Annotated in this window: 16 protein-coding genes; 7 read left to right on the top strand and 9 right to left on the bottom strand. The window is 44.3% G+C overall.

Annotated elements, in window-relative coordinates; all coding sequences use genetic code 11:
- Nucleotides 1-777 precede the first annotated feature (777 nt).
- Both G493_RS0126060 and G493_RS0126055 read left to right on the top strand, forming a co-directional pair.
- The gene (locus G493_RS0126060) at nt 778-1,872 is read left to right on the top strand and encodes a cache domain-containing protein (RefSeq protein ID WP_028582698.1); all 1,095 of its coding nucleotides are present in this window, start codon (nt 778-780) and stop codon (nt 1,870-1,872) included.
- The gene (locus G493_RS0126055) at nt 1,869-2,429 is read left to right on the top strand and encodes a hypothetical protein (protein ID WP_028582697.1); all 561 of its coding nucleotides are present in this window, start codon (nt 1,869-1,871) and stop codon (nt 2,427-2,429) included. The genes G493_RS0126060 and G493_RS0126055 overlap by 4 nt, the downstream gene beginning before the upstream one ends.
- Nucleotides 2,430-2,548: 119 nt before the next feature.
- Here the strand turns inward: G493_RS0126055 and hemB are convergent, their stop codons facing one another.
- The 4 genes from hemB to G493_RS0126035 all read right to left on the bottom strand — a co-directional run bounded on the left by hemB (nt 2,549) and on the right by G493_RS0126035 (nt 7,938).
- A complete protein-coding gene (gene hemB, locus G493_RS0126050; RefSeq protein ID WP_028582696.1) occupies nt 2,549-3,532 on the bottom strand; it encodes a porphobilinogen synthase in 984 nt (327 codons plus the stop codon).
- Between the two features lie 41 nt (nt 3,533-3,573).
- A complete protein-coding gene (locus G493_RS0126045) occupies nt 3,574-4,950 on the bottom strand; it encodes a sigma-54-dependent transcriptional regulator (RefSeq protein ID WP_028582695.1) in 1,377 nt (458 codons plus the stop codon).
- Between the two features lie 80 nt (nt 4,951-5,030).
- Complete coding sequence (locus G493_RS0126040; protein ID WP_028582694.1) at nt 5,031-7,256, bottom strand: sensor histidine kinase; 2,226 nt, start codon at nt 7,254-7,256, stop codon at nt 5,031-5,033.
- A 106-nt stretch (nt 7,257-7,362) separates the two neighbouring features.
- Nucleotides 7,363-7,938 carry a DUF4390 domain-containing protein gene (locus tag G493_RS0126035; protein ID WP_035276020.1) on the bottom strand — a complete coding sequence of 192 codons (576 nt, stop codon included), beginning with the start codon at nt 7,936-7,938 and terminating at the stop codon, nt 7,363-7,365.
- A gap of 689 nt (nt 7,939-8,627) precedes the next feature.
- Here G493_RS0126035 and G493_RS31450 point away from each other — a divergent pair.
- Genes G493_RS31450 through rfbC form a run of 3 tightly spaced genes read left to right on the top strand, consistent with a single transcriptional unit; the run spans nt 8,628 to nt 10,612 of the window.
- Nucleotides 8,628-8,966: a DUF134 domain-containing protein gene (locus G493_RS31450; RefSeq protein WP_051309994.1), complete on the top strand. Its 339-nt coding sequence runs from the start codon at nt 8,628-8,630 to the stop codon at nt 8,964-8,966.
- A 9-nt stretch (nt 8,967-8,975) separates the two neighbouring features.
- Nucleotides 8,976-10,046, top strand: a complete 1,071-nt coding sequence (rfbB, locus tag G493_RS0126020) for a dTDP-glucose 4,6-dehydratase (protein WP_035276018.1) — start codon at nt 8,976-8,978, stop codon at nt 10,044-10,046.
- Nucleotides 10,047-10,060: 14 nt separating this feature from the next.
- Nucleotides 10,061-10,612: a dTDP-4-dehydrorhamnose 3,5-epimerase gene (gene rfbC / locus G493_RS0126015; RefSeq protein WP_028582690.1), complete on the top strand. Its 552-nt coding sequence runs from the start codon at nt 10,061-10,063 to the stop codon at nt 10,610-10,612.
- Between the two features lie 400 nt (nt 10,613-11,012).
- Here the strand turns inward: rfbC and G493_RS0126010 are convergent, their stop codons facing one another.
- The gene (locus G493_RS0126010; protein ID WP_028582689.1) at nt 11,013-13,013 is read right to left on the bottom strand and encodes a ribonuclease catalytic domain-containing protein; all 2,001 of its coding nucleotides are present in this window, start codon (nt 13,011-13,013) and stop codon (nt 11,013-11,015) included.
- Between the two features lie 354 nt (nt 13,014-13,367).
- On the opposite strand from G493_RS0126010, the gene era reads away from it, so the two are divergent.
- Entirely contained in the window at nt 13,368-14,303 is a 936-nt protein-coding gene (gene era / locus G493_RS0126005) for a GTPase Era (RefSeq protein ID WP_051309992.1), read from the top strand.
- 163 nt (nt 14,304-14,466) lie between these two features.
- Here the strand turns inward: era and G493_RS0126000 are convergent, their stop codons facing one another.
- The 4 genes from G493_RS0126000 to ftsE all read right to left on the bottom strand — a co-directional run bounded on the left by G493_RS0126000 (nt 14,467) and on the right by ftsE (nt 18,777).
- Nucleotides 14,467-15,831 (bottom strand): S41 family peptidase, encoded by a 1,365-nt coding sequence (locus G493_RS0126000; protein WP_232363841.1) that lies wholly within the window; start codon nt 15,829-15,831, stop codon nt 14,467-14,469.
- Between the two features lie 133 nt (nt 15,832-15,964).
- Nucleotides 15,965-17,140 carry a murein hydrolase activator EnvC family protein gene (locus tag G493_RS0125995; protein ID WP_028582686.1) on the bottom strand — a complete coding sequence of 392 codons (1,176 nt, stop codon included), beginning with the start codon at nt 17,138-17,140 and terminating at the stop codon, nt 15,965-15,967.
- Between the two features lie 9 nt (nt 17,141-17,149).
- Complete coding sequence (locus tag G493_RS0125990; protein ID WP_232363840.1) at nt 17,150-17,968, bottom strand: cell division protein FtsX; 819 nt, start codon at nt 17,966-17,968, stop codon at nt 17,150-17,152.
- Nucleotides 17,969-18,051: 83 nt separating this feature from the next.
- Nucleotides 18,052-18,777 (bottom strand): cell division ATP-binding protein FtsE, encoded by a 726-nt coding sequence (gene ftsE, locus G493_RS0125985; protein WP_051309989.1) that lies wholly within the window; start codon nt 18,775-18,777, stop codon nt 18,052-18,054.
- A gap of 589 nt (nt 18,778-19,366) precedes the next feature.
- On the opposite strand from ftsE, the gene G493_RS0125980 reads away from it, so the two are divergent.
- The gene (locus G493_RS0125980) at nt 19,367-20,029 is read left to right on the top strand and encodes an HAD family hydrolase (RefSeq protein WP_028582683.1); all 663 of its coding nucleotides are present in this window, start codon (nt 19,367-19,369) and stop codon (nt 20,027-20,029) included.
- Nucleotides 20,030-20,155 lie beyond the last annotated feature (126 nt).

Here is a 20,155-nt window from a genome sequence, read left to right as displayed (position 1 = left end):
TGTAAATGCGTCGACAAATCTGTTTGTTTCGATAAGCCAAGCATATTCAATTGGTTAGGTGTTTTTTTCCAATAACCATAATAAAAGTGCGCAAAAAATTTGTAGTACAGATTGTTTTTGCTATACTTTTATTAGTAAACTGGTTTGAGGGTATGTTTTCTGGACCAATGTGGCAATGGGCGGAAACACTGCTCGCAGAATGGCAACCAGTTATTCGCACTGTTAGCCCGGATCCCTCATGGCATTTTTGTGGTGATTGCAAGGCATGGAAGATGCCTTGGAACAGACTTGGCGGAGTCTCGTCTACCTGTAAATGCCCGGTAAGAAAACTGTTGCTGTACAATCTACTCGTCCCGCAGGGTAACTTTTTTGAATTTCCCTGAAAAAAATACTTTTAAATTTTGGGGAAATTCCGTGATTTCAAGTGGTTAAATGTATTTTGAGAAGTCATTGGTAATGCGGGTTAGAAAAGTTTTCACATGTCTGCATAGTGGTACCATGTATCGTATGCACTGGCTAATAGGTGAACTCATCATTTTTCATAATTTGTGCATCAAATGGTTACACGGTAACTCTCAGCAGAAAGAATAATTCAGATTTTTTTCTTACGTATTTCCCGTATGCTTTTGTAAGTGCAATAGTATTTGCCGCATTGATTCCGAACATCTGCAATGGAAATCCCATTGTATATGCTTGATGACTTGTAACTGGGGAATAGCGAAAGAGAACATTTTGACCTTTATGTTGTAACAGCTATATGAAATTAAGGAGAAGCAAATGTCTGGAAGTGGAGAAAACACATCAAAAAAACGGGGATTGACGATCTTTCATAAAATCCTCTTTACCATGGTTATTGTCGCATTGATACCGTTTGGAGGACTCTGGTACATTAGTTTGTTCAAGGCCAAACAAGACTGGGAGGCAAGCACTTATCAGTCATTGAAGAGGCAGACCCTGGCCTTGACAGGAAGAATAGATGAATGGGCTGAGATGAATCTTAAGATTATGGACCAGAACTCTCGCCTTGAAGATATTCAATCTATGGATGCAGGTCGTCAGAATCCGGTTCTTAAATCCATTACTGATACGTATGATTACATATATCTTAGCTTTGTCGTAGATGCCAACGGCAAAAGTCTTGGCCGAAGTGATGATAAACCTGCCATAGATTACAGCGATCGTTCTTATTATAAACAGGTATTGATAGGCAAGGATTTGGGACAGCAAGTGCTCATGGGGCGTACTTCAGATAAACCAGCTCTGGTACTTGCCCGGCCTATTACCCATGGTCGTAAACTGGGAGGGGCTATTGCCATGGCCATGAGCCTTGATAATCTTTCTGAAACCATCGCCAATGTGAAAATAGGTGATACTGGATATGTAACCCTGGTGGATGGAAATAATCGGCTGATAGCTCAAGGAAAGGGAGATGTTTCCGGTAAATTGCAGGATATGAGTGAACATCCTGTATTACGTGCTCCTAAGCAAATACAACAGGATGGGTTTATTTTTGATTATAATGGCACAAAGATAGTGTCGTATAAATATGAAACAAATCTGGGTTGGACGCTCATCGTTCAGCAGGATTATTCTGAAGCTTTTTCAGCAGCCGATGCTTCCCAAAGGCAGTCACTTGTTCTGTTGGTAGTTACAATGCTTATGGTATTATTGATAGCCTGGATTCTTGCCCGCAGGTTAAGTGGTCCAATTCAGAACTTAACCAGAATTGCCGATGAAATCAGCATGGGGAAATTGGATGCAACAATTAATGAGACGAAACGCCGTGATGAGATTGGTGATTTGGCGCAGGCAATTGAGCGTATGGGCGTGAGTCTGCAGATGGCGTTTGATAGGCTTCGGAAGAAAAAATGAGTGCGGATAATATTCATACAACAAGGGAAATAGCAGAAGATCTTGCCAAGAGGTGCAGGGAAAGGCAAACAGGGGTTGCCTACATTGTCTCTGAAAATAATCGTTCCGGGCAGATCATGCTGGATCAGGGGACGATTGTCTATGTGTATTACTCCAATAAAAGGGGAGAAGAGGCCATTGATCTTCTTGCTGTGATGGATTCCTGCCGGTATAGATTCCAGGAAGGATCCCTTTCTGTAACACCAATGAAACTGCCTGCCACGGGTGATATTCTACGTCTGTTGGTGGGAAAATCCATACCCGAGACCGATGTTAAAGATGCTCAACACCCAGATCAGGAAAGGGCCAAGGGGGCAGGGCAGCCGCTGACGGATGAACAAATAGCCATATTGGAGAAGGCCCTGGCAACTTGTATTGGCCCCATGGCGACTATCATCTGTGAAGATTGTCTTGATCCTGCATTAGATTTTGATGCCAATGTTCAGGCATTAGCTGCTGAAATTCCTTCCGCTGATCAAGTGGAAAAATTTAAAAATCTGATCGCAAAGCATTCATAAAAAATATTTGTAAAGCCAGATGATTCACGCTGTAAACAATGGCTATGGAGGACGATCCCATCAGCTGCCTTGAGTATGGAATAATCAAGACAGCTGATGGCAATGCTCTGGATTGTATCTTATATACAACCTTGCTGAAGTAGTTTTGCCATATCTTTTGCAAAGTAGGTGAGGATGATATCTGCACCGGCGCGCCTGATAGAAAGCAGAGTCTCTGCCATTACTGCCTGTTCGTCAATCCATCCTTTTTCACCAGCCGCCTTAATCATGGCGTATTCGCCGCTTACATGATAGGCAGCCACTGGCAGGTCAAATTCATCACGGATCTGACGGATAATGTCGAGGTAGGCTACTGCCGGCTTCACCATGAGGATATCAGCCCCTTCCTCAACATCAAGGGTCGCTTCTCGGAGAGCTTCCCTGCTGTTTGCGGGATCCATCTGGTAGCCTCTTCGATCACCAAATTGAGGTGAACATTCTGCTGCATCACGAAAAGGGCCGTAGAAAGCAGAAGCATATTTGACGGCATACGACATGATCGGAATCATATGAAAGGAATTTTCATCCAGAGCCGCCCGTATCTCACTGACTCGACCATCCATCATGTCAGAAGGGGCAACCATGTCTGCGCCGGCCTCGGCATGGGAAAGAGCAGTTTTAGCGAGTAGTTCAAGAGTAGCGTCGTTGTCAACGCTATTATTGTGCAGGCAGCCGCAGTGGCCATGATCCGTATATTCGCATAAACAGACATCTGTTACGATATTTAACTCAGGAACTGTATTCTTGAGTTCCCTGATAGCCTTCTGTACAATACCATTTTTTGCATAGGCTCCGGACCCGACCCCGTCTTTTTTTTCAGGAAGCCCGAATAGAATAACAGAGCGAACACCGAGTTGCAGACACTCCCTGGCTTCATCGGCCAACAGGTCTACGGAAAGCCTGTAAACTCCAGGCATTGAGGGGATCTGTTCGCGTACTTTTTTTCCTGGCGCAACGAACAGAGGGAGAATAAGTTGATCAGCAGACAGGCGGGTCTCTCTGATCATGGCGCGCAGCGTCTCGTTTTGACGCATTCTTCGTGGACGGTATTCTGGAAAAACCATGGGTGCTCCTGTAAGAGGTAAAATAAGGGAGAGGGAAACGCTTAATGATTGTTTTTTGCAGTTTCTATCCCCAGTGTTTTGAGTTTTTTGTGCAGATGACTACGCTCCAAACCTACCTGTTCGGCTGTTTTGGATATATTGCCATCGTTTTCTTCTAACTTTGTTTTGAGGTATTCAATTTCAAATTCCCTTCTGGCATCTTTATAATTAAGTGCGTGTAAATGGGAAGAAGGTAAGCTGATTTTATGTTCCTGTGGAGGAGAAACACCGAGAAAAAGGGCAACATCTTCAGGAGCGATAATTTTGTTTGGACTCATGATCACCAGTCGCTCGACCATGTTACGCAGTTCACGAACATTACCTGGCCAGGAATGCTGCATAAGTAGATCCATAGCTTGAGGGGATACAGTTTTTTGCCCCATACCCTTTTGCAGGTGATCATTGAGGAAATCATCTACAAGCAATGGAATATCCTCTGCCCGTTCGGCAAGATCAGGAACGTTGATGGGTACGACATTGAGTCGATAGAACAGGTCTGCCCTGAAATTTCCCTTTTCAATTTCTTCTTCAAGATTTTTATTGGTTGCGGCAAGTACCCGGACATCAACGGTTATGGTTTTTGAGCCGCCGACCCTTTCAAATTTCTGCTCCTGAAGAATTCGCAGCACTTTGGCCTGACTTTTAAGGCTCATGTCTCCAATTTCGTCAAGGAAAAGTGTGGACCCGTTGGCCTGATCGAATTTCCCTTTTTTGGCTTCTGTCGCACCGGTAAAGGAGCCCTTCTCATGGCCAAAAAGTTCTGACTCTATGAGTTCTTCAGGGATTGCGGCACAGTTCACTTCAATCATTGGTTGCTTTCCACGGACTGACAATCTGTGAATGGTCTGGGCAACAAGTTCTTTGCCTGTACCATGGCCTCCCCTGATAAGTACCCAGGCATCGGTGGGAGCCACCCTCTCGATTTGATCTCTGAGCATGGTCACGAGTTTGCTTTTCCCCGTGATATTCTTTTTTTGCGGATTGCTCTCCCGCAGCAGCCTGTTTTCTCGTTCTAGTCGGGCAACATGCAATCCTTTTGTTATGGCATGTATGATTTTGTCATATGAGAGCGGTTTTTCAATAAAATCGAAAGCCCCCATTTTTGTCGCCTGTACCGCCGTATCGATGGTACCGTGACCTGAAATCATAACCACTGGTATTTCATACTGTTCCCTGATTTTACTCAGTGCTTCGAGTCCATCCATTCCCGGCATCCAGATATCAAGCAGAATCAGGCTGATTTCTTCTTCCTCAATGATTGAAAGACCCTCCTCTGCTGATCCAGCCGAAAGGGGGGTGAATCCTTCATCTGCAAGTATTCCTGAAAGGGATTCTCGTATTGGTGTTTCGTCGTCAATGATGAGTATCGTTTTTGCCATTGGTAATTATGAGGTATAGATGGGGAAGCCCATACAGCGTGCCGCGTTACAACCGTGCTGTCTAATCGCTGTGTACAATATCAACTGTCCAAGGGCAGCTCAACACTAAATACCGTTCCTGTCGGTTGATTATCGAAAACCGAAATCGAACCGTTATGTTCAGCAACTATGGTATGCGCTATGGCCAGGCCGAGTCCTGTCCCTGACTTTCTTGTTGAGAAATATGGTTCAAACAAGCGTAACTTGATTTCTTCGGAAATTCCAGGCCCATTGTCCGCCACTTCGATACGCATGGTAGTCTTTTCAGGGCTACCAAAACGGAGACGAACTTGAATTGCCCCTTCTTTATCCATAACATTGATAGCGTTGTCAAGCAGGTTGATAACAACACGTTTTATCTGAATAGCATCAAAAGTAAATTCAGGGAAGGTGCCTTGAATTTCAAGGGTGAAGCGGATATTTTTGTGGGCTTCTCGATATAGAAAAAATGCTTCCTCGACAATGGTTGTTATCTGGCCAACCTGCTTGTTTAATTTCGGCATACGGGCAAAGTCAGAAAATTCGCTGACCAGCCTTTTGATTTCGTCAACTTGATTAACGATGGTGTTGACACACTGGTCAAAAATATCCTGATCCTTGGTAATAGTATGGAGATATCTTTTCCGCAATCGCTGCGCTGAAAGTTGGATGGGGGTCAAAGGATTTTTTATTTCATGGGCGATTCTGCGGGCGACTTCCTGCCACGCAGCCAGACGTTGTGCTTTTTCAAGTTTTGTAAGGTTGTCAAAAACAATAACGAACCCAATTGGCTGCTCCTGCTTGTCGAGCATGCGGGTGATATTCACCTGCAAGGAAAGTGTTTCCCCTCTGCGTATGGTGACCCGTAGATGCCGCTCAATGGAATGGTGTTTATTGTGAATCAGTTCGTTTAAAAAACTTTCCACAATGGCAGTATGCGATTTCGGCAGAAACTGATGAAAATCCTTACCCAGTAGGCGTTGAGGTTGAATATGCAGTAGCTCTTCTGCAAATCGATTGATGGTCGTGATTTTATTATTTTCGTCCAGGGCAATAACGCCTGCAGCGACATTTTCCAGAATGGTTTCCAGGTATCTCCGCTGCTGTTCAGATATGAGGTTGCTTTCCTGCAAGGCTTTGTGGGCTTCTCCCAGTTTGGTGTGGGAGGCACGAAGGTCAGCCGTCATCGAGTTGAAAGAATCGACCAGGAGTCCCATTTCATCGTCAGATTCCCTTTCCAGGTGAAAGTCCAGGTCACCGTCTGCAATTCTTCGAGTGGCCAGCGCCAGATTGTTGATAGGGCCTGTAAGGCTACGGGCAATGTAAAAACCAAACCAGATAGCTCCAAAAAGTATCAACAGGGTGATTATGAGCAGCATGATAATGAGGCTCAGTTTTATTGGTGCTTTGAGGATAACCAATTGTTTGTATCCTGCAATACCGTCAGAGACGGTTTTCATCTGTTCAAGTTTTGCCGCTGGGATGAGAAGGCTGGTAACCAGGAATCTGGATTCACCTTGCTTTGTCGTTGCCGTAAATGGTTGAATGGCCTGTATAAACTCGCCGAAGCTGGTTTCGGTGGTAACTACAGTAGGCTGGTTATTGCTGGCTGCGTGCCGTATGGCTTCGGAAGGGATTGTGGGAAGTACTGTACCTTCCAGGCGTGGCCCCTGCAGGGAGAGGAGAGGACGATGGTCCTTTTTGAGCAAGGTGATGGCATCGGGTGCTCCAGGCGGGGCTATCTCAAGGGAGTGTTTAAAAAAATTTTCAAGAGAGGTAATGTCATCGGTTTTTACCGTCTGGGAATCAAGCAGGTTGATCACCTGAGCCCCTATATTTATGGCGCGTTTTTCCGTGTCGTGAAATATGGACCGGGCAAGACTAAGCGATGCGTCAAGGGACTCTTCCACGTTGGAGTTAAACCAGTAATCCATGGAAGTCGAGACAAAGCTGAGACTGATGAAGAATAAAGATACAGTGGGGATGAGGGAGAGCGCCACAAAGGAGACCACGAGGCGGGTGCGAAGCTTGGAGCCAAGGATTTTCTGATTGCGTTCAAAAACAAGTTCTACCAGGTTTCGTAAGACCAGGTACAACATCAGAAGCAGTAGGAGACCATTGATATTGATCAGAGCAAAAATAAGAACAGTGCTGGAAATGGGAAGATGAAATTCACCTTTCAGCAGGCCTTTTTGCAGATAGCCCAGGAGCGGGATCAAGGTCAGACAGAAAATGATGACATACCTAATCAAACGCTGCTTTTTTTTTCTTTGCTCAGGGGTAAGCATGTTCTACATCTTTGTTTGGGCTGTTAGGGGAATCGGGCTTTATCTGTGGAATATTCCTTTTGCTGTCTGATGGCTGCGAATGAATCGCCAACCTGCAGGTAGCACGTTAATACCTGAATTCTATGGTTCGCCAGTCTGTTTCAAAATCCCATAAAGAAGTAAAGGGAAGAACATAATGCATGCCCAGTGGCAACGTGTTTTTAGCCAGTGTGGCTTTCAGGCGAATGGCATAAGGAGCGTCAAGTAACAAGTTACTCAGGTCAATAACTCGTAATCCATTGAGTTCAGCCATGAGTTGCTTTGCTTCGTTAAGCGAACGGGTTTTCTGGAGTTTTCCCTTTTTGTACGAGTACTGAACCGTATATTCCTCTTTGAGGCTATCATAGGTGAGGGTATGGGTAAGTTGGATATCCACCAGATCTGAATTAAACCATCGAGGACGTAATTTAGTGAGCTGGAGTTTAAAGACAAAGGTAATGGGTAACCCGTTTTGTACACCTTCTACCATATCAGGGGTAAACGCATTGGAAACTGTTGCAAAAATAAGCAGGTGCGTGTTTGATGTCGTAACTATGATATCAGTAAGTTCCGGCTCTGAAGAGTCTTTGGTCAGACCAGATGCTGGGAGTAGAAGCAGCACCATAAAAATGATCGAAAAGAGCAGGCTAGAGAAATGTTTCATAAAACGAATAGGTAGAAATACGGATGCTTTGGGTTATGTCCGAAGACCTGGCATGGAATCAGGTGCAAGGAGTGCGCAGTAGGTCTAAGCGGTAGCCATCAGGAACCATGGTGTAGAAATATTTGCTTATCTCAGAAAATTACGCATTGCACAGAAAAATTTGTTACAAGAAGTCGCATCAATGGTTCCATACTGGCCGTATTGAGCCATTGATGCGACGACGTTACCGAGTTGAGAGACAAGCAAGATTGGATAATTTATTTTTTTCGTGATCCTCAATTCATACAAAAAATTGTAGCATATTTCCTTCAGACCATCCATAGTACCTGATCAACCATTCTTTGTCTATGATTAGACAATAATTCTCATGGTAACTGTGTTGATTTGTAAAAATCGTTTTATTTCAGCGTATTCTTCTGTATAACGTCGCCTCGAAATAGCATCCCATGAGGTTATATATCGATGGGATGGTCTACCTGCTACGACAATAAAACACACTTGAGCCAGAGGCTGTACGATGACCTTCATGTGTATGAATTGGACACAAAAATGTCCTTTTGCATACACTCCGTACTTTATAGTCTTTTCTCAAAGAATGATATAGAGATACACGTGATCAATACAGGCATTGATTCGGTATCGTGCCCGGAAATGGGTTGCATTTCTTAATATATAAACAGCAAGCAGTCATGTCACCACGACCAAGAAAAGAACGGCGCTGCCATGGACAATATTGCGGCAGGGCGTATAAGCCAAGCGGTATCCCCTTGAAGGAACTCGACCATATATCAATGGAAAGGGACGAGCTGGAAGCACTTCGTCTCTGCGATTTGGAAGGTCTCTTTCAAGAACAGGCGGGAATTATGATGGGAGTTTCCCGTGGAACGATTCAGCGTATTTTGACTTCAGCCCGAAAGAAGGTTGCCCGTGCAATTACCACAGGTTCAGCCCTGGTTTTTGAGTTGGAAGAAGAGGTGAATCCTGAAAAAAACGATGATTTCCAAGACGATAATAACCATACAAGGTAATTGAAAAATATGAGAAAAAAAGTTCTTGTTACTGGAGGATGTGGATTTATTGGGGCCAATTTTGTGCGTATTGCCTTGCAATCCCGACCTGAATGGGAGATCGTGAATCTCGACAAGCTGACGTACGCAGGTAACCTTGCAAATTTAAAGGATATTCAGGATAAGCCAAACTATCATTTTATTCATGGAGATATTTGCGATCAGGAGCTCGTACAAAAGCTCTTCAGGGACCACGCAATAAATACAGTTGTTCACTTTGCCGCTGAATCCCATGTGGATCGCTCCATAACTGGTCCAGAGGCGTTTATCCAGACAAATATTCAGGGAACATTCGTGTTACTGGAAACTGCACGCAAAGAATGGCTGGAGAACACTAACGGTATTTCTGAGCATCGCTTTTTGCATGTCAGTACAGATGAGGTTTATGGCAGTCTCGGAGAAACCGGGTATTTCAGAGAAGATACCTGTTATGATCCAAGATCACCATATTCTGCTTCAAAAGCCTCGTCAGATCACATCGTCAGGGCGTATCACCATACTTACGGGCTGCCGACCTTGCTCACCAATTGCTCCAATAATTACGGACCATATCAATTTCCCGAAAAGTTAATACCTCTCATTATGAATAATGCGCTGACCGGAAAACCATTGCCGGTTTACGGGGATGGAAAAAACGTCAGGGACTGGCTGTATGTGCAAGATCACTGTGAGGCAATACTTGAAGTGATTGAACGGGGTACACTGGGTGAATCGTATAATATCGGTGGGCATAATGAAAAGCAAAATATAGAAATCGTACGACTTTTATGTGATATGTTGGATGAAAAAGTGGGGCCATGTCACACCGGTAAACCACGCAGGGATCTGATCACTTTTGTTACAGATCGTAAAGGACATGACCGCCGTTATGCCATTGATGCGGGAAAAATAGAAGCTCAATTAGGTTGGACACCCAAATTTACTTTTGAACAGGGAATTGACAAAACCGTTGACTGGTATTTAGAAAATAGAGAGTGGCTGGAAGGCGTAATGGATGGTTCCTACCAGCAATACTATCAAACCATGTATGGTAATCGTTGAGTAGGAGTAGGAGAATGCAAATAGAAAAAACATCCATTAATGATGTTCTTATTGTGACACCAAAAGTTTTTGGTGATGACCGAGGCTTTTTTTTTGAAAGTTTTAACCTGCGCAACTGGCAGCAGCAAACTGGTGTCACCCTGCCTTTTGTTCAGGAAAATCATTCCCGTTCTATAAAAGGTGTTCTGCGAGGACTCCATTATCAGATTCAGCAACCCCAGGGGAAACTTGTCCGTGTCGTAGTCGGGGAGGTCTTTGATGTCGGCGTAGACTTAAGGCGATCTTCACCGACTTTTGGTCAATGGACCGGTGTGCATCTTTCAGCTGAGAATAAAAAACAGTTCTGGTTACCACCAGGGTTTGCTCATGGCTTTATCGTTCTCAGTGATGTCGCGGAATTCTTGTATCACACCACTGACTATTACGCTCCCGAGCATGAGCGGTCTATCATTTGGAACGATAAGGACCTGGCCATTGACTGGCAGTATGACGACAAACCGATCCTTTCTGAAAAAGACAGGCAGGCTGCCTCTTTTAAAAAAGCGGAAGTGTATATGGATATGTAAATGCGTGTCTGTTTGTAACAGTTTTCCTATGCCTAAAAAAATAGCATAATCCCATGCCTGTAGCCGAGCATGCGGGTAGCGCTCTAGGAGCGCTGTCCAAGAATGTTATTTCCGCCCATATCTTCGTTAAACCTGAAAAAATATCCTCGGAATATCATATATATGCCTGTGGTATTTTTTCAGGTTTGCCCCGAGCTGAACGAAAATTCCTATTCTCGGACAATCTCCTGGTGTTTGCGCCTTAATTCATGTCCTTTCCGGATATTCCCATCCTCGCTTACCGGTCTGATATCAGTATATTTCTGCGATAACTATTGAAGATGTTCTGGAGTTTTCGCGGCCCTACTTTCTAACCAAAATCCTCAGCTATGAACAGCTATGGCCTTGCCAGACCACTTTATTACCATTCGACCTTCAGAATATTATCGAGAGGATTGACCTTAGCTATACGTATACGAACCATGTCGCCGGGATCAACGGGAAAGTAGGGGTTGGGAGGTAGGTCTACATCAAACAGGCAATCAGTAAGGAGCAGGTTAACCCGTTTGCTTCCCTGGCCAACAACCAGGGCATTCATTTTTTGACCTACTTTGGGTTCCAGATAGCGTAAAATCCAATACCTGTGTCGTTGTTGGCGTACACTGTTGGCACGGCTTAATTTTTGCTGGATAACTCCAGCAAAGGATTTACACTCCTCGCTGGAGAACAATATGCCTTTGCCATGAATCATGTTACTGATCTGGTGCTGCATGGCCAGATCGAGGAAACGGCGAATCGGAGACGTAATGGTGGTATAGCTGTTTAGTCCAAGGCCGCTATGCGGTTTGGGGTGCGCTGTCAGTTCACCTCGAGAAAGAAACCTCCTCTGCAGGGCAATATCCTGGAGACTATTATTGATACCCTCAATGATACGCTTTTTAGGCGGTGGCTGAGAACGAAAAAGACCTGGTGCTCCCCGACTGGCGAGAAAATCTGCCGCCACCCCGTTGGCCAGGATCATGAGTTCAGAAACCAGGCTGCGAGAAGGCGTATCCATGGGAGAAAGAAAAATCTGAATATTATCCTTGTCTCTGGTGTCAATATTGGCATCGGGAAAGGGTAAAAGTAAAGCACCATTGTCCACGCGACGTTTACGCAGAAGATCCCTGACCCTGCTCATCAGACGCAGGTCAGGGTCTGTTTCAGCTAGCGTATCTGCTTCACGATAACTCAGCTGTCTTTTTACTTGAATAACAGATGGAACGATACTGGTGTGCATTATCATGCCATCATGGGATAGTGTGACCAGGAAGCTTATTGCCGGACGGATTTTTCCAAGTATAAGACTGCAAACTCCCAGGGAAAGAGTTTGGGGCAGCATAGGGATATGGCCTTCCGGGAAGTACAGACTGGTGCCCCGTTGCTGAGCCTCAGCAAAAAGAACATCGCGTTGAGATACAAAATAGCTGACATCGGTAATGTGAATCCCGACCAGGTATCCATTATCAACACGTTCAATGTGAAGAGCGTCGTCGTAATCCCGGGTAAAGGTACCATCAATGGTAACAATGTTAAGGCTGCGAAAATCTTTACGCTTGGTATCGGTTAACAGTTCTTCAGCCGAGGGTTCTTTAAAGGAATCTGCCTTAACATTGCATTCATCGGAAAAATCAACCGGTTGATCGGATCTGCGCAGGGATAGATTTTCATCCCGGTCCCATTTGCCGGCACGTACGAGAATGTTGTACCCAACATGAGGAGCAGTCAGACATGCCTCTTTGAGGAGATTTTTTATCAGCTTGCTTTCTTGCGCATCGTTACCAAAAAGGACATAGTCTTCCAACCAGGTGAGGCATTTATCTTTGTCTGGCCACTGGTCGGAACTGACAGGCTCGCCCTCGAGTATTTTGTGAAGGAAGAACGCTCCATCCTTAAGCAGTTGTTCCTTTTCCTGCTGCTTTTGAAATTCGTCCTGCAGGTGTGTTGCCTGCTCAGGCGTATACGCCGTTATTCGCTGATTTTTATATTTAAAGTAAAAGGGATCTGCTATAACAGCTCTGAGGAACGCTGCAAGGTCATCATCGTCAGGCTGGTGGCCAAGAATCAATTCAGCAAGGAAAAGGGGGGAGAATGTTAGGTGTTCTTCTTCTGAAACAATCTGCCACAGTTCCTCTAAATCGAAAGTTGCTGCCAACGCCGCACGTTTATCAGCTGTTGCTTTCAGCAGGTCCATGACCTCTTCCCTTGTCTGGTTCGTGCTGTATTGTTCGCTGGAAGCAGAGAGCACTCTGGCAACGGGCAAAGGTATCTCTCTGCCATTTTGATTGATGACAAGAAGTCGCTTATCCTGGACCTGGGTGACAAGGGCGCAAAGAAATTTGCCACTATCCAAATACTCTATGAGGTTACCGGTACTGATCATGTGTCTAACTCGAATTTCTCATGAGCATGGGGGGAGATGGTCAACGTATGCAGCAAAGGGGGTTCTATCGTAATTTTCCAAAATTCATTCATGATGTTCGGCAAATGTATGCAATGCGCTATAGTAGTATTTTGCCGGAGGCTGTTCATCCGTGGGACGGTGCTGTATGTAATTGCCAAAGACCTTGAATCTGTCGCGGCCAGAAATGACGAAAATTACAAGCTTACGCATTGCGAAGTTTATAAGTCATGGTAAGGTACAGTGGATAGCAGGAATATTATCCTTTGTCATTAATTTCTTAAGTTTATTTTTTTTAAAAGTTAAAATGAGGCTATAAGGCTATGTTGGAATATTATGGAACTGACTAAATTTAGGCAAAACAATGGCCTTGCTGACTATCGTTCCGGTGTTGTGGCCATTGTGGGGCCACCCAATGCAGGCAAGTCCACTCTGTTAAATTATCTCTTGGGACAAAAAATATCAATTGTCTCACACAAACCACAGACAACCCGTAACCGTATTGCCGGTATAGTGACCAGCGATACATACCAGATCATATTATTGGATACCCCTGGTTTGCACAAAGCGCGTGATTTGATGAACCAGGAAATGGTAAAAGTTGCTCTCGACAGTGTGGATGAGGCAGATGTGGTACTTTTTGTAGAAGATAGCGCTGCAATGTCACACAAACAAAGAGAAAAGGTTGTTAAACAGTACCGGGAGTATTTCAGCCAGATTCGTGTTCCCGCCGTATTAGCTCTCAATAAATCCGATCTGATAGAAAAAGAAGCGCTTCTGCCACTGACTCAATGGTTTGTGGAAATGCATGGGTTTGATGCTGTAATGCCGGTTTGTGCCCTGGACGGGGAGGGGACGCAAGAACTGATTGCAAAAATTGTTTCTTTTCTTCCCGAGGGCCCTCAGTATTACCCAGACGATATTCCAACCGATGCCTCTGAGCGTTTTATAGTGGCAGAGATCATCCGTGAAAAAATATTTCTTTTAACCAAGGAAGAAGTTCCATATTCAACCGCAGTGGTCATCGATTCTTTTCAGGAAACTGATGATAGCTCACCTATTATTATTCACGCCACCATCCTGGTTGAAAGGGGGTCACAGAAAGGAATCCTTATCGGAGCCAAAGGAAGGATGCTCGCAAAAATTCGTAAGCAGGCCACCTCTGACATAGAGAAGTTGCTTGGTTGTTCAGTACGTCTTCATCTTTGGTTAAAAGTACGAAAAAAATGGACTGAAAATGAAAGCATGCTCAGAGAGCTTGGCCTCAAGTAGCCTGATAGCTGCTCTCTGGGCGAGAAAGCTTTTGTGTTCCTTCCGCTTGTATTTCCAGAAAACCAATGTTCAAGGCAAGCAATGTTTATGGCAAAATGTTGAGCGTGTCCTAAACGTTAATGCAAGTCAGCATTTTTGAACAGGCATCGGTTCAGGGTATGCTCTACTGTTTGCCAGCAATTTCCAGGCTTTTCAGGATGAACAAGGCTGTGCGCAGTTGATTATCCGTTGCCAGGCGTTGGCTGACTGCGCCATTTTCATCTTCTTCTGAGGCAGGCGCGACTGATGGCTTTTGGTCTGCCTCATGGACTTCTGTCGTGCCGTCATTGGTAAAATGGCCGGGAAGGTCGCGTTCTTTTAATTGATGCTGTGCTTGTCCCTTCTGCTGTTCAGGCTGTACCTCGTTCAGGGGGACGATAAGGTCAGGCTTTATTCCTGTTGCCTGAATGGAGTCTCCACTCGGAGTATAGTACCTGGCCGTTGTCAGACGAATTCCTGCTCCTCCCGGAATAGGAAGGATAGTTTGAACCGACCCCTTACCAAAGGTGCTTGTTCCGAGTATAATCGCACGTTTATGATCTTGCAGAGCTCCGGCAACAATTTCTGCTCCGCTCGCTGACCCTCCATTAACGAGGACTACCATGGGGTAATCTGTGTCGGAGCCGCCTTTATGTGCATTGAACACCATCTGCTCCTGACCATTGCGCCCCTTAGTAGATACGATCAACCCTTCTTCGATAAAAATATCCGAAATTTTAACAGCCTGGTCAAGAAGCCCCCCAGGATTGTTACGTAAATCCAGGACCAGCCCCTTAATGGGATGATCTTTTTTCTCGCTTGCAAGCTGCTTGCGGAAATCACGCGTGGTGGTTGCCTGAAAATTAGAAATCCGTATGTAGAAAATACCGGGTTCCAGTTCAAAAGAACGTACTGACTGCACAGGAATGATATCTCGCTTCAGGGTGATATCCCGCATATTCTGCCATGACTTTCTGAAAATAGAAAGAGTAACGCTCGTTCCTTTGGCTCCCCTGAGTCTTTGAACAGCCTCGATCAGAGAGAGATTCTTTGTTATTTCTCCATTGATTTTTAGTATTTGATCTCCGGACTGTATACCTTGTTTCGCTGCTGGAGTTCCCTCTATTGGGGCTACAACAGTAAGCACTTCGTCACGAATGGTTATCTCCAGGCCAATGCCATCAAAGCTGCCTTTGGTTTCCTCCTGCAGTTCCGCGAAATCTTCAGGAGACATATAAGCAGAATGAGGATCAAGAGAACTGAGCATACCTGTTATGGCTCCGGTGATAACATCTTCAGTATCTATTTCATCCACATAATGTTGCTGGAGCAGGGTGAGAACGTTGGCAAAAGTTTCCAACTGCTGATAGGTGTCCCTGTTCTGCGATGTATCATCGGCAATGGCTGGAGTAAAAGGAAACAGGTAACTTATTGCAATACAACATAAAACAATACTGAGGCGCATGTGATAAGAATATATGAAAGGGTGGAGTGAAAAAGGGAGCTTCATGATTTCTATCATTGAGTCTGTGGATAAATAAGATATCTTGATCTTAACTATTTAGGGTAACTGGAAATAGCTGGTGTGGCAATGGATAATGTGGCAATTCTCAGTTTAATCAGAAATCAAACAGGGTAATTATTTACTTGCCGGGATCTTGTTCTTGGGAAAAAGCGTTTGGTCGGAGCCACTCCAAAGGGTCTTGTGCTACGGATCCCTGGCGGATTTCGAAGTACAGTCCTTTCCCAAAAAGGGTGGCAATATCACCGCTGGTAGCTATAATCTGGTCTTGCTCGACCTTATCGCCTTTTTCGACAATAATCTGTTCTAGTCGTGATGTCACTGTGAAGTAATTGTAGCCATGATCAATGATAACCGTTCTGCCATATCCTCGCATGTATCCAGTAAAAATAACTCTGCCGCGAAAAATGGCATGCACCTGCGCACCATCCTGTATGCTGATTGTTATACCTTTTGACTGGGATACATCCTTGTCGGATTGCCCAAAGGTTGAAAGCAAAGTTCCATCTACTGGAGCGGTGAGCTTCCCTTTGTTCAAAAGAAATCCTTTGGCTTTTTTTTCCTCTTTTTTCTTAAGACTTGCTATTTGATCTGTCAGCTCAGTTTCTGAGAGTTTCATTTCCTTTAGAGCAAGTTCATATAAGCTTTTTTCAGTTTTAGCTCTTTTAAGAAGATGGTTCTTTTGCTCGGAAATGTAGAGAAGTGTCTTTTTTTCTTCTTCTGCACGCTGTAAAAAATTTTCCTGGACACTTTTTTCCAGTTCATGTGCTTTTTTTGCATGTATAATAGATTCTTTTCTCTGGCGATATGCTTCAAAAATAGCATGGTCGTACGTTACAAGATATTTAAAAGAATCGTTGAATATAAGAAGCTCAGGGATAGATTCTCTGGAAAAGGCAATGTGCAGTATGCCATTTTTCCCCATGAGATAGTATGCATGTAAACGTTTTTCTAGATGAGCCTGCAAGGCCATTTTTTCTGCATTTATCGCCTCTATTTCAGCGGTTTTTGAGGCAATTATTTTTTTTTGCTCAATGATTTTGTCTTGAATTTGAAGAACTTTTTCTTGTTGCTCAGCTATTTTATCGTCAATTGTATTTAATTCATTAAGCAGGCTGCTTTGCTTTTGTTCATTTTGTTCAATTTTTATACTCTGTGATTTCATTTCCTGCCTGAGCTTACCTATGGTCAACTTGTGTCGTTTAATAGGCTGGGACTCCGCAGCCAGGCACAATCCTGTTGCAGCAAGACATGAAGAAAAAAGACTAATGATGAGCACGGTAGTAATCAGTCGCATGGATAGGCTTTACAAGTGAATCATTTTTCGTGTTGAGGTAAAGCTCCCCAACGAGCAGAGCAAGGTTGCAGCACCGATGACCAGAACAATGGATTTGGGAGAGAGGAATGTAAATGGGAACAGACGTAATAAAGTCGCTCCTGTGAATTGCAGTTCAATCCACGTGTACAGGAGAAAGAGTGCGCCTACACCTAACGATGCCCCAAAAAGTCCCTGCAATGCTCCTTCAAGAAGAAAAGGGGTTCGGATGTAATTGTTGGTGGCCCCGACAAGTCGGAGAAGTTCCAGTTCTTTTTTTCTGGCAAGCAGGGTGAGGCGAATGGTATGCGCTACCATGAAAGTTGTTGTCATTATGAGGAGAAAGCCTGAAAGAATAACCACAATGCGAATAATCTGGACAAAAGAATAGAACCGCTCAATCCATTCTTTGCCGTATTGTACCTTGAGTACGCCAGGTAAGGTTTGCAGATAATCTGAAAACCGTTTAATCCTGGAGAGGCTGTCCAGTGTTTTTATGGGATACACTTCAATGGATGGAGGAAGAAAGGTTTTAGGTATATCCACAAGGATATCTTTGTCTTCTCCCAGTTGGTCACTGAATCGATTGTATGCTTCATCTCTGTTAATGAAGACAATTTTTTCCACCTGATCGAATTTGAGAATTTTTCTCCTGTATTCTTCCTGCAAGGGAGCAGAAGGTTCTTCATCCAGATAAATGACAAGCCGAAGATCATCACCAAGTTCATGGCTGATATGCATGGCATTAATGTAGATGAGGTAGAAAAAAGAAAAGATCAGCACCGATAAGGTAACTGTGCAAAGGGTCATGAACTGTGATTTCCAGGTCAGTCTCAGATTTCGACCTGTATGGCTCAGGGCAGTTGATACAAGGCTCATGGTATAGGGCTGTGTCACAGGATTATTGATTGAGTATCTATCGGAGCGGGAAGATCAGTCGCTTGCTGTCGGCCAAATCTTAACTCAATAATTCTGTTTGAGGAATTTTTATAAATATTTTCATCATGTGTAGCTATCAGTAGAGTCGTACCTTTTTTATGCAGTTCATGAAAAAGGTCCATGACCCGTGATGTGGTATCAGAATCCAGGTTTCCTGTTGGCTCGTCAGCCAGAATTATTTCGGGTTGATTGGCAACTGCACGGGCTATGGCAACACGCTGTTGTTCTCCACGGGACAATTCAGCGGCAAGCGTGTGGGTTTTTCTGGACAAGCCGAGGCGATCAAGTAATTCTTTTGTCTGCTTATGGATAAAAGAATTTTTTCTATGAGCAACTTCCATCGAGATCGCCACGTTAGCTGCCACTGTACGGTCAGGGAGAAGTTTGAAATCCTGGTATGCCATGCCTATTTTTCTTCGGAGTAGGTGCAGGCGGTTGTCTTGAATTTTAGTGATATCCATTCCCGCCACTTCGATCATACCTTTGGTGGGACGGTCAATCCTGCTGATAAGTTTGAGCAGGGTAGTTTTGCCGGATCCACTGCGGCCAATAAGATAGACAAGTTCTCCTTTGCTGATCGACAAGGTTATATCATCCAAGGCTCTCACATCCGGAGGATATGTTTTAGAAACTCTGGTAAGATCAACCATGGCCTGTGAAGATGTGTTCAGTTGTGTCATAGACTCCGTGGTGTGCGGTGCTCCGTTTGATAATAAGGACCCCCGCATGACGAGTGTGTTGCGGTAGCTGGTTCTGAAAAGGGACCAGCTGTCCCAGCTTTATTCGGTTCCACAAGGTGGTGCCAGTTACCTATGGGCCAACCTTTCATGTGGTATTTCAGTCTCCTGAATAATAGCATACCCAAATCATACATTTTTATCAGGTTTTTTGTTGCATTGTAAAGGGGGGAGACGTAATTAAACTGTCTGAAATAAAGAATCGGGGTACTTCGTAAGACGCGTGCCGCATGATTTGCAGGTTCAGCAAAGTATAAGTTTTATGTATAAATCATTGCCCACAGAGCTACAGTTCCCCGATTTTCATTACCTTTGAGCCATTAGGATCGCGCATAAAAGAAAGTATCTAATCTCGTTGATATCCTGTATAATTTGTGGATAGGTTTTATTTTTCGCGCCCCTTACCAAGCCTGAAGATTTTCTGCTTTTCAAAATAAGGCATGGAAACAGGAATGTGTTATCTCATTTTTTAAAATGTGAGACTGGCTGCTCAAACCCGTTACCCTCTGATACAATGACATTGAGGCAATACATGTATTATAAAGCTGTAATTTTTGATCTTGACGGAACATTATTAGATACCCTTGACGACCTAGCCGACGCCGCAAATCATACGCTGAAGCAGTTGGGATTCCCGGAACATCCTGTCGATGCTTACCGGTACTTTGTTGGCAGTGGCATGCATACACTCGTGGAAAGAATTTTACCGGAAGATGAGAGGACAACCCAAACCCTGGGAACGGCCATAGAAATTTTCAAAACCCAGTATAGTCGAAACTGGTACGCTAAAACAGGACCGTATAAGGGCGTGTCTGACATGCTGGATGGCCTGAAGGAATGTGGTGCTACCTTATGCATTCTGTCTAATAAACCTCACGATTTTACAACGCTCTGCGTTGAAAAATTACTTCCTCGATGGAGCTTTTTCAAGGTGCTTGGACAGCGGCCTGGTGTTCCCAAAAAACCTGATGCTCGGGGGGCATTGGAAATAGTTGAACAGTTGGGAATGGAAAAACAGCAAGTCCTTTATGTGGGAGACACCTCTATTGACATGCAGACCGCTGCCAATGCGGGGCTTGACAGTGCCGGCGTTCTATGGGGGTTTCGAACCAGAGAAGAATTGCAACAAGCAGGAGCAAAGTATCTGGTGGCATCACCAGAAGAACTTGTGCCACTTGTAACATTGGATAAATAATACAACAGGTGTCTGCTCGAAAAAGAGGGCTTTGCTTTACATTGCAGAGATGTGAAAAATTACGGTAGCCATATGTTTGATGCGTAGAGGTAACATTTGGCATAATGCACGATATGGCAAAGATAC

It is taken from the genome of Desulfogranum japonicum DSM 18378 (assembly GCF_000429945.1).
Classification (GTDB): domain Bacteria; phylum Desulfobacterota; class Desulfobulbia; order Desulfobulbales; family Desulfobulbaceae; genus Desulfogranum; species Desulfogranum japonicum.
The sequence above is the reverse complement of the archived record's forward strand: the minus strand, read 5'-3'. Positions and strand labels throughout refer to the sequence as shown.

Excerpts from the sequence above, each read along its gene's own strand:
- G493_RS0126060 (WP_028582698.1), top strand. The coding sequence starts at position 778 with ATGTCTGGAAGTGGAGAAAACACATCAAAAAAACGGGGATTGACGATC.
- G493_RS0126055 (WP_028582697.1), top strand. The coding sequence starts at position 1,869 with ATGAGTGCGGATAATATTCATACAACAAGGGAAATAGCAGAAGATCTT.
- hemB (WP_028582696.1), bottom strand. The coding sequence starts at position 3,532 with ATGGTTTTTCCAGAATACCGTCCACGAAGAATGCGTCAAAACGAGACG.
- G493_RS0126045 (WP_028582695.1), bottom strand. The coding sequence starts at position 4,950 with ATGGCAAAAACGATACTCATCATTGACGACGAAACACCAATACGAGAA.
- G493_RS0126040 (WP_028582694.1), bottom strand. The coding sequence starts at position 7,256 with ATGCTTACCCCTGAGCAAAGAAAAAAAAAGCAGCGTTTGATTAGGTAT.
- G493_RS0126035 (WP_035276020.1), bottom strand. The coding sequence starts at position 7,938 with ATGAAACATTTCTCTAGCCTGCTCTTTTCGATCATTTTTATGGTGCTG.
- G493_RS31450 (WP_051309994.1), top strand. The coding sequence starts at position 8,628 with ATGTCACCACGACCAAGAAAAGAACGGCGCTGCCATGGACAATATTGC.
- rfbB (WP_035276018.1), top strand. The coding sequence starts at position 8,976 with ATGAGAAAAAAAGTTCTTGTTACTGGAGGATGTGGATTTATTGGGGCC.
- rfbC (WP_028582690.1), top strand. The coding sequence starts at position 10,061 with ATGCAAATAGAAAAAACATCCATTAATGATGTTCTTATTGTGACACCA.
- G493_RS0126010 (WP_028582689.1), bottom strand. The coding sequence starts at position 13,013 with ATGATCAGTACCGGTAACCTCATAGAGTATTTGGATAGTGGCAAATTT.
- era (WP_051309992.1), top strand. The coding sequence starts at position 13,368 with ATGGAACTGACTAAATTTAGGCAAAACAATGGCCTTGCTGACTATCGT.
- G493_RS0126000 (WP_232363841.1), bottom strand. The coding sequence starts at position 15,831 with ATGAAGCTCCCTTTTTCACTCCACCCTTTCATATATTCTTATCACATG.
- G493_RS0125995 (WP_028582686.1), bottom strand. The coding sequence starts at position 17,140 with ATGCGACTGATTACTACCGTGCTCATCATTAGTCTTTTTTCTTCATGT.
- G493_RS0125990 (WP_232363840.1), bottom strand. The coding sequence starts at position 17,968 with ATGACCCTTTGCACAGTTACCTTATCGGTGCTGATCTTTTCTTTTTTC.
- ftsE (WP_051309989.1), bottom strand. The coding sequence starts at position 18,777 with ATGACACAACTGAACACATCTTCACAGGCCATGGTTGATCTTACCAGA.
- G493_RS0125980 (WP_028582683.1), top strand. The coding sequence starts at position 19,367 with ATGTATTATAAAGCTGTAATTTTTGATCTTGACGGAACATTATTAGAT.